This window comes from Longimicrobiaceae bacterium, from assembly GCA_036375715.1.
Classification (GTDB): domain Bacteria; phylum Gemmatimonadota; class Gemmatimonadetes; order Longimicrobiales; family Longimicrobiaceae; genus DASVBS01.
In genome coordinates, this window is the sequence record DASVBS010000069.1 from 92802 (window position 1) to 101479 (window position 8678).

General features: G+C 66.2%; 10 protein-coding genes. 4 read left to right on the forward strand and 6 right to left on the reverse strand.

Features of this window, described 5'->3' with window-relative positions:
• Positions 1-35: 35 nt before the first annotated feature.
• From VF167_15260 to VF167_15275, 4 genes are all read right to left on the reverse strand, one after another.
• Entirely contained in the window at positions 36-1148 is a 1113-nt protein-coding gene (locus tag VF167_15260) for a site-2 protease family protein (protein HEX6926779.1), read from the reverse strand.
• 288 nt (positions 1149-1436) lie between these two features.
• Positions 1437-1964, reverse strand: coding sequence for a GreA/GreB family elongation factor (locus tag VF167_15265; GenBank protein ID HEX6926780.1), 528 nt, complete (start codon positions 1962-1964; stop codon positions 1437-1439).
• A gap of 127 nt (positions 1965-2091) precedes the next feature.
• Complete coding sequence (locus VF167_15270; GenBank protein HEX6926781.1) at positions 2092-2811, reverse strand: sigma-70 family RNA polymerase sigma factor; 720 nt, start codon at positions 2809-2811, stop codon at positions 2092-2094.
• A gap of 92 nt (positions 2812-2903) precedes the next feature.
• Entirely contained in the window at positions 2904-3437 is a 534-nt protein-coding gene (locus tag VF167_15275; protein ID HEX6926782.1) for a GreA/GreB family elongation factor, read from the reverse strand.
• A gap of 491 nt (positions 3438-3928) precedes the next feature.
• Between VF167_15275 and VF167_15280 the strand changes: the two genes are divergently transcribed.
• Entirely contained in the window at positions 3929-4561 is a 633-nt protein-coding gene (locus VF167_15280; protein ID HEX6926783.1) for a universal stress protein, read from the forward strand.
• Between the two features lie 4 nt (positions 4562-4565).
• Here the strand turns inward: VF167_15280 and VF167_15285 are convergent, their stop codons facing one another.
• A complete protein-coding gene (locus tag VF167_15285) occupies positions 4566-4913 on the reverse strand; it encodes a metalloregulator ArsR/SmtB family transcription factor (GenBank protein HEX6926784.1) in 348 nt (115 codons plus the stop codon).
• Between the two features lie 59 nt (positions 4914-4972).
• On the opposite strand from VF167_15285, the gene VF167_15290 reads away from it, so the two are divergent.
• From VF167_15290 to VF167_15300, 3 genes are all read left to right on the forward strand, one after another.
• Entirely contained in the window at positions 4973-5434 is a 462-nt protein-coding gene (locus VF167_15290) for an SRPBCC family protein (protein ID HEX6926785.1), read from the forward strand.
• A 365-nt stretch (positions 5435-5799) separates the two neighbouring features.
• Positions 5800-6180: a hypothetical protein gene (locus VF167_15295; protein HEX6926786.1), complete on the forward strand. Its 381-nt coding sequence runs from the start codon at positions 5800-5802 to the stop codon at positions 6178-6180.
• A 28-nt stretch (positions 6181-6208) separates the two neighbouring features.
• The gene (locus VF167_15300) at positions 6209-7981 is read left to right on the forward strand and encodes a hypothetical protein (GenBank protein ID HEX6926787.1); all 1773 of its coding nucleotides are present in this window, start codon (positions 6209-6211) and stop codon (positions 7979-7981) included.
• Positions 7982-8296: 315 nt separating this feature from the next.
• Here VF167_15300 and VF167_15305 read toward each other — a convergent pair whose 3' ends face one another.
• Entirely contained in the window at positions 8297-8485 is a 189-nt protein-coding gene (locus VF167_15305; GenBank protein ID HEX6926788.1) for a hypothetical protein, read from the reverse strand.
• Positions 8486-8678 lie beyond the last annotated feature (193 nt).

The following is an 8678-nucleotide window of genomic DNA, read 5'->3' on the forward strand; positions in this document are numbered from 1 at the left end:
TCCGCTCGGCACGTTCTGAATCGCCCGTTCCTTCCTCACAGCGATCGCACGGATCTCCGCCACGACACTCCCTCCTCCGGGCGGAGCGCGCCGTGGATCATGATCATCTCCCCCACGTTTTCGGGGGTAAGGAGGCCCACGAGCCGGCCGTGCTGGTCGGTTACCGGCAGGGCTGGACAGTGGGACTCCTGCATCAATCGGAAAGCCTCCGCAAAAGATGCCCACCAGGGGATCGAGGGGATGTTGGTGCGCATCGCCTCCTGAACCGGTGCGTCGGCGCCGCGGCGCCGGAGCGCGGTGATGAGGTCGTCGCGAGTGAGGATGCCCAGAACGATCCCGGCTCCATCCACTACCGGGAAGTCGTGCTGGTGGGTGTGGAGCAGGGCGTCGGCGGCGTCTGCCAGCGTCGCGCTCGGCGGCAGCGTGCGGAAGTGCGTTACCATGGCCTCCGAGAGCGGGAGCGTCTCGGTGACGTCGCGCATCTGCGAAGCGGCGGATTCCTGGGTGGCGCCCAGGTACACGAACAGGGCGATGAAGACCAGGAAGGGGTTCGTGAAGAGCCCCACGAAGCCGAAGAGGAAGGCCATCCCCTGTCCGATGCGGGCCGCGACGCTGGTGGCGCGCACGTAGCTCATCCGCATCGCGAGGAAGGCGCGCAGCACGCGACCGCCGTCCATGGGGAAGGCCGGCAGCAGGTTGAAGAGCACCAGCATCACGTTGACGGTTAGCACCTGCGCGAGCAGCGCCGCCGCTCCCGGCTGCGCCAGCGCCTCCGGATCCGCCATCTGGCCCACGATCAGGAACAGGATGGCCGCGATCGCGACGTTCACCGCCGGACCGGCGAGCGCCACCACCAGTTCCTGCTTCGGGTCGTCCGGCATCCGCTTCAGCCGCGCCACGCCGCCAATCGGCAGGAGCGTGATATCGGGGGTCTCGATGCCGTACCTGCGGGCGGCGGCCACGTGTCCGAACTCGTGCAGGAGCACGCTGGCGAAGATGAGGAGGATGAAGATCAGCCCGCTGATGGCGGCTGCAGGTCCCCCCTGCCAGTAGTAGATGATCCCGATCCAGACCAGGAGGAGCAGGAAGGTGACGTGGATCTTCACGTCGGTTCCCGCCACCCGGAGAATGGTGAAGGACCAGCGCATCGAGAACTCCTGCGAGGTGAGATTCGCTCTGCGGCGTCGGCTGCCGCGCCGCGTCGCCTCTCCCGCCCTCGAGCGACTACCTCGGATGTGGAACGCGCTGGTGAGCGGGAACAGGCGGCTTCAGGTGGAGCGGTAGGTGGCTCCAGCCGCTCTACTGAGCACGACCTGTTCCTTTCGTAGCAGTCTCCAGGCCCGGCGGAGCGAGTGGGTGCCTCGCTGAGATGAGGGAGTACGGAAAAGGGCTGGTATCCTCCTGACCTTTCAGATCTTGCCGGCTACCTCCAAGGGTTACGTTCGCGATCCTGCGGAGAGCTCCGCGTCCTCCTCGCCCGCAAGAAGCTCCATCTCGGCGGTCCGCTGCCCGACTCGCTGGGTGAGTGGCACGAAGTCGACGATCTGGTAGCGCCGCTCCCCTCCCGGGGCCGGGACCGTGACGATCTCCCCGCTCGATCGACCCAGCAGCGCCTCGCCCAGCGGCGAAGACATCGACAACTGCCCCTCCTCTGGATCGACGAGGTGCCCCGTTAGCAGGGTCACCGTCTCCTCGACACCCGTATCGAGATCACGGATGCGGACGAGTGAGCCGTAGCCCACCCGATCGGTCCACAGCGTTCGAGGGTCGATGTGGGTCATCCCCGCCAACAACTGTCCCAGAAACCGGATTCGCTTCTGATAGATCCGTTCCACGCTCTCCGCCAGTTCACTCTCGGAGACCTCCAACGACTGCGAAAGCCGCGCGGACATTCGCAAGGTCAGCTCGTGCGATAGGGTTTCCAGCTCTTCTCCGATCCGCGTCTTTACCTCGGCCAGCATCATTTCCTCCTGCGCGGGGGCGGCGCGGCGGAAGCGCCGCGACCCAATCGTTGGCGAGCACGGGACGATGAAGGTCACTCGTTGATTCAGTCCCTCCGCCCGGGTGATCGTTACGCACCCACCGCGCAGCTCAGGCCTCGGCGAAGATGGCGTCGCGGATCTTTGTGCGAGCCCGGTGGAGCAGCACGCGCTGGTTTCCATCGCTCAGGTCGAGCGCCTCGCAGACCTCCTCGGCGCTCCAGCCCTCCAGATCCCGCAGCGTGATCACCTGCTGCTGCCGCGGGGGCAGCTCGCGGATTGCGGCTTCGATGCGGGCCTGCAGCTCGCGACCGGCGAGCTCCTCGTCGGGATCGCTTCCGCTGGCCAGGTTCCCATGCCACTCCAGCGGCCCCGTGCGCTCCGGGAGGAACAGCCATTCGAGCTCCTCTCCCGTGCTTGCTCCGGCTGCGTTGGCGGGCACGGCGAGGTCGCTCATCGGAACGCTGCGCGCCTCGCGACGAGCCAGGCTGCGGGCACGGTTGGCGAGGATGCGGAAGACCCATGTCTTCAGCGAGGCCCGTCCCTCGAAGGTGTCGATTCCCCGCAGCACGGCGAGCCAGGTCTCCTGGACGGCCTCCTCGGCATCCGCATCGGTGCGGACGTAGCTCCGGGCCACGCGCAACATGGGCGAGTACCAGCGGTCCAGCAGCCGTTCGAACGCGGCCTCGTCGCCATCCCGCAGTGCCCGCAGCAGCAGGGTTTCCGCGCTGGCCTTCCTGGGTGTCGGCAGCGGCGGCGGAAGGTCGGCATGTGACAGCGTGCCTACGCGCTCACGCGGGCTCCGCAGCCACTTTCGAGTCGTCGATTTCACGTCAGCACCTCGTTCCAGGGTGACCATAACATCATGGGGCCGCCGCTGCGGCCCCATGAGGATCCAGCTCTCGTTGTGTGCGTACGCCGGAGTCAGGCACTGGCCGCGATCCGATCGGGCGGGTAGTCGCGCTTCCGCCGCCCGAGCGTCTGGCTGACCTCTGCCTCGCCCATGCCTACCATATCAAACACTGTCGATACGGAAAGGATCCTCAGACGTCGCCTTCCTTGAGGCGCGGCCACTTCCACCAGGTCGCCCTCGCGTCCGCCGAGCAACGACTGGCCCACGGGAGAGCCGATCGTGACCTCCCCCGCGTCGAGATCCAGGTCGTCGCCATTCATGATCGTGTACTCGAACGAATCACCCGTCCGAAGGTCCTCTACCAGGATTCGAGAGCCGAATCCAGCTCGATCGACCATGACCATATCCGTCCCCACCCGCTCCAGTCCGGCGAGTACGCGCTTCAGATAGCGAACCTTCTGCTGAACGGCGCGCTGCCGGTCGAGAATCGCGGAATACTCCTCGGGCGTGTGCTCCATGCCGAGCATGTGCGGGATGTGCTCGGTCAGCTCCCAGATCAGCTGCTCGAGCTGGCTGTTGAGTCGGCTTTCCAGAGAGGTGTTCATGGACTCTTCCGCAGATGTTCGCGACCTCCAAGCGCATCGCCCAACCCCCTCCTTGGATCGAATTTCGCGCGGGTTGTGGCTCCTGACGACCGGAGAGCGAGGTCGACATATGTGCATGCCCCCGCCGCATGGTCGATCTGTTCGGCCCATGCGGCGGGGGCTCTTCGTGCGTGTCTCTTACTTGGAGAGTCTCGCTAGCGGCGCAGATGTTACACGGCGTCCGCGAGCCGCGGAGAACGTTGTGCTGGCAGCTCGACGCACGGACGGGGGCGGGCCGGATTTCACGGCGGGCGTGCCCGGATGTCGAAAGAGCTGCCACCGTTTTGCCAGTCCGTAACAAACGGCACGAGGAGCGGACCATCAGGATGGACGCCGAACCGCTCCCGCCATCATGGGCTCAGTCGGAGGGCGAGGGAGGTCGACCGGTCGAGGTGAGCAGGTGTGCGGCCGGCGTTGACCGGTCGTCCGCATACGAACCAGACCCCAGTGCCATGAGTCTTTCGGTGATTTTGCCGCTACACGACGCGCTCTTCTCGCCGCGACTGATCCCGCTCCTCATCGAGCTCGGCCGGCGAAGCGATGCCGTGGTCCACGTCGTCGACCTGCGCCCCTCCCCGGATGCCGCCGATGCGGCGCCCGGCCGCAGTCCGCGCGACGCCGGCTTCGGGAAGAACGGGCGTCAGCACGCGCTGCGCGAGGCGTACGTCGAGAGCGTCGCCCACCAGATTGCCGACGTGCTCGGCAGCACCCGCGTGAAAGTGGCAGTGCGGGAAGGCGAGCCGGGTGAGCAGCTGGCGGAGTACGCGCGCGAGCGCGACGCCGAGCTGATTGCCATCGGGACCGAGGACCGGGACGAGGACGGCCACGAGGCGGCGCTCAGCTTTGCCAGGGCGCTGGCCCGCTACACCGGCGTAGCAGTCTTCCTGCTCGCGTCCTCCCGCGACGAAACCAGCGGCATCTTCGTCGCCGACCTCGACGGGTCCGAAGCCGCGCGCTCCCGTCTCGAGCTCGCGCTCTCCTCCACCCGTCTCGCCGGTGCCCGCGAGCTGACGGTCTACGCGCTCCCCGATGGCGACACCATCGCCGAGCCACCCCGTCTCCATCCGGTGGCCGGGCGGCCGTAGGGCTTCAGTCGATCTTCCCCTCCGCCCCCTCTTCCAGATCTCGCTTCAGCCGATCGAGCAGGCTCACCGCGGAGACGGCGTACGGCCGGATCCAGCGGTCGTGGATTCGCTTGATCGGGATCGCGTTCAGATGGTTCCAGCGTTCGCGCCCGCGGCGGGCTGGGATCACCAGCTCCGCCTTCTCGAGCACGCGCAGGTGCTGCATCACGGTACAGCGATCCAGGTGGGGGAAGAGGCCGCACAGCTCACCCGTCGTGCGCGGCCCATCGCGCAGCGCGTCGAGCAGCGCCCGACGCGTCCGTGACGCCAGCGCCTTGAAAATCAGATCGTCATTGACTTCGGGGGATGACATGTTATAAAAATATAACACAAGGTGCGGATTTCAAGCGGCACAAGCACAAGGAGGGGAGGATGGAGCTCAGATTCGAGGTCGCCGGACGCATCGCCCGGCCGGTTCACGCGGTGTTCGAGGCGGTGGCCGATCCGTCGCAGCTTTCGCGCTACTTCACTACGGGCGGAGCGAGTGGGCGGCTGGAGCCGGGCGCGACGGTCAGCTGGGATTTCGCCGACTACCCCGGCGCCTTCCCCGTGCAGGTCCTGGCGGTGGAGCAGGATCGACGCATCGTTTTGCGCTGGGATGCCTACGAGGAGGGGGCGGACGCGCCGGCGGACTACCAGACGACCGTGACGATCACCTTTGAGCCGCTCGAGGACGGTCGCACGCTCGTGCGCATCGCCGAGGAGGGCTGGCGCCCGACCGACGCGGGGCTGCGCGCCTCCTACGACAACTGCTTCGGCTGGTCGCAGATGCTCTGCGCGCTCAAGGCGCATCTCGAGTACGGCATCAACCTGCGGGAGGGGATGTTCGTGTAGCGGGGACGGGCTGTGTTGAGGGCAGCGGTAGTGGAGCTTGGGTTATCCGTTATCCGTTGGCTGGTTATCAGTTATCAGTCACCAGTCCGAACCGAATTGCTGGCTCCCCGACACGTCAGTGCGGGCTGGGGCGATCCCGCCCGAACCGGGCGGCCCGCCGCGCAATGTGTGGGCTGACCTCGAAACAGGACCACCGGTCCGGGACGGATAACGTATAGCGGACAACGGATAACCCAAGCTTGTACCGGACAACGGATAACCCAAGCTTGTACGAGTAACCAGATCGAAACTCTGGCGTCCACCTCCGAGCAGGCTCAATCTTCAACATCCCACCTCTCGTCCGCGTCCGTCTGCGAGGTCCTGCCATGGTGATCGCCGGTTTTCTCCAGATCTTTCTCTGCGCCAGCTTCGGAGGCTTTCTCGCCGAGCTGCTTCGCTGGTACCAGGTGCGCGAGTCGGAGCACTTTCCCGAATACGCGCGAGGACTCCGGTACTGGGTGGTGACCGTGCTGATGATCGTCAGCGGTGGACTGCTGGCGGTGCTCTACGGCACCGACCCGCGCAACGCCATCCTCGTCCTCCACATCGGCCTTTCCGCGCCCCTGATCATCAAGACCCTGGCGGAGACTCGCGCCGGCGTCCCGGAACCGACTGTCCCCGCGCCACGTTTTCCCGGACGATCCATGGATCGCCCTGCGCCCGCGAAATCTCGAGCCTCGCTGATCGACTTCCTGGCGGGGCGATAGCGGTCACCCCACTCAAAGGGGGGAGGTCATGTCTACGCCATGGCACCGGAACCGGGGTAGCGTACCGGGCCGCGCCCACGGTGGGTTTGGCTTCTATGACTCCGCCTACCAGATCGCACTGGTGCCCCAGGACGAGCTCGAGCCCGCCGTCGTGGTCGACCATGAGATCACCCATGTGTACTTGGTGCAGAGAAGCAGCATGGGCTTGCTGGAGCGAATCCTCCTCTGGCTGGTGTGGTCGGCGCACGAGCAGGGTGGCGACCCGCGCGTGATCGCGGCAATCCAGGACATGACGAACGCGGTGCTCAGGGCCACCGAGTCCACCCACGAGGCGATCGCGTGGCTCGGAACCGAGATGCAGACAGAGGAGCGTGAGGAGCTGCGTGCTCCACCCGACTTCGCCCCCGGTGTGCAGAGGCTCAGAAAGACGCTCGAGGGTATGCCCGGCCGTCCGGAAGGCAGCCTCGCCGAGCGACACACCGAGGTCATGACAATCGCCGACGAGATCGGCGTCGTGGCGCTCGACCTGCCGCTGATGCGCGAGCTATGGGAGGCCCCGGAGCAGGTCATTCGCCGCCTGGACAATGCCCTTCGTACGACGTCCAACGCGCCGCAACAGCGTTTCGAATGGCTCTGCAGCTACTTCGAGACGGTCCCCTATGCGGAGGCCCTCAGCTGGGCAAAGCGCCGCGCCGGCATTTTGCCGGCCACCGAAGAAGACCCCGACGGGGTAAAAGTCCCGCATCTGCCGCCCGGTGGCAAAGACCGCTCGATCTTCAGCCGCCGTCGCGCCCCCCTCCCTGTGGTGCGTCGGACCGACCTGCCTCGAGCGGAGACCGCGAAGCTGATGCGGACGCTTCTGACCCGGGTTGGGCTGCACGCGCTGGTGACGACCGCCGGAGAACGGCCCGCGAACGTGCTCTCGGACGATGAGCTTCTGGAGGCCTTCGACATTTTTGACGTGACTCACGGATTCCTGTTCGGGCTGGACCGCTATGCACAGACCTGTGTGCTCGATCGCCGAGAAGTCGCCCGCGAACGGCCCCTCCCTGATGATCCCGTTCAAAACGTCTTCCTGCTCGACCTGGAGCCATATCTGATCGTCTCCAGAAACCGGACACCGTCGGTGGTGAACTTCGCTCGTCGCAGCGAGTGGGTGGAGGGGTTGCTCATCCGTGCCCCGATGCGAGGCGAGGACGAAGATGGAACGCCGCTGAGCTCGACCTGGACCGTCGACGAGGAGACTGCGCGTCCGTTTCTCCGATCGTATTCCAACCGGGGAGCGATCATCGCGAGCAGCGTGCGCTATGATCTGGGCGCGGGCGACTTCGAGGGGATGGATTGCCTGGTGGACATCCCTCACGTGGTGGTGGCGATCAGCGACTTCCGCTCGCTCTGGATGCGGCTCATTTCCCGGGGGCTGGCGGAATCATCAGAAGTGGAGTGGAAGGCCATGCCATCCCCGGCGGGGCGGAAGCACTACGGGTTCCTGGTCCTCAAGCCGGCCGACCGATCCTTCCCGGTGGTTCTCAACCCTTCACCGGTCGAGCATTTTCGCCGCGTCGTGAGCGTCGCCGAGGCGCTGCCATCACCCCGCGGCGTGCGCCTCCGAGAGAGTCTCGCGCCGCCGCCCATCTGGCTGGGCGCGATGGAGCACGCCGTGATGACTGCCGCCGCGGTGTTCGAAGTGGGTTCGCGGCCGGATGCAGTGATGATGGCGGCGCTGGCCTACACCGCCAACAACCCGCAGCTCGGTGACTCCTTGAGCCAACTGCAGGAGGCTCTGCGGCGCCCTCGGTGAGCCTCACACCCCAGGGGTGCCGCTGATGGCTTCGATGAGCACGGGCGGGCCCTTCCCACGCTGGCTACGAACCCATTCCGTCATCCCATCACCTCACCTCGCGGACCTTCGGCTTGCGGCGGACGAAGCACGACTTCGCCGTTCCTGAGGTCCCCACAGCCGAGAGCGAGTGCGATGACGGGCGAGAACCGGCGGCGCGTCGGTGTTCGCGGTCAGCTCCTGTTCGAACGGTTTTCCGTGGCGAACGGCGACCGATCGCAGCGGGATCGGTCGTGAGGGCGGAGCCTCTGCGAACCTGGAGTGCAGCGCTTGTGCTCAGCCGCGAGTGTTTCGTTGGTCGAGGGCCGCGACGACCTTCCTGAGCACTTCCCTTCGCTTCTTCAGTGAATCACGAAAGTCCTGCGAGTCCGTCCCGGCGATCTCCATCCCGAGATCGGACAGGACGCTTTCCAGCACGTCGCGGAAGATGGCGGTTTCGGCGGGCGTGAGCTCGACGTTCAGCATGGAGTCCTCCCGAAGTAGGTAAGCCCCCAAGAGCCCCGCAAATGCCGTCCCACCCGGTACGCCGCGATGGGATCCACAGCCGCACCATCCCTCGCGTCGGGTGAGCCGCGATCGATGGACACGGTCTCGGTCGATGTCCATCGCCCGTGTGGTTTGTCGCCTGGGGAGTCAGAGGCGGATCGGTCTCCGCCTC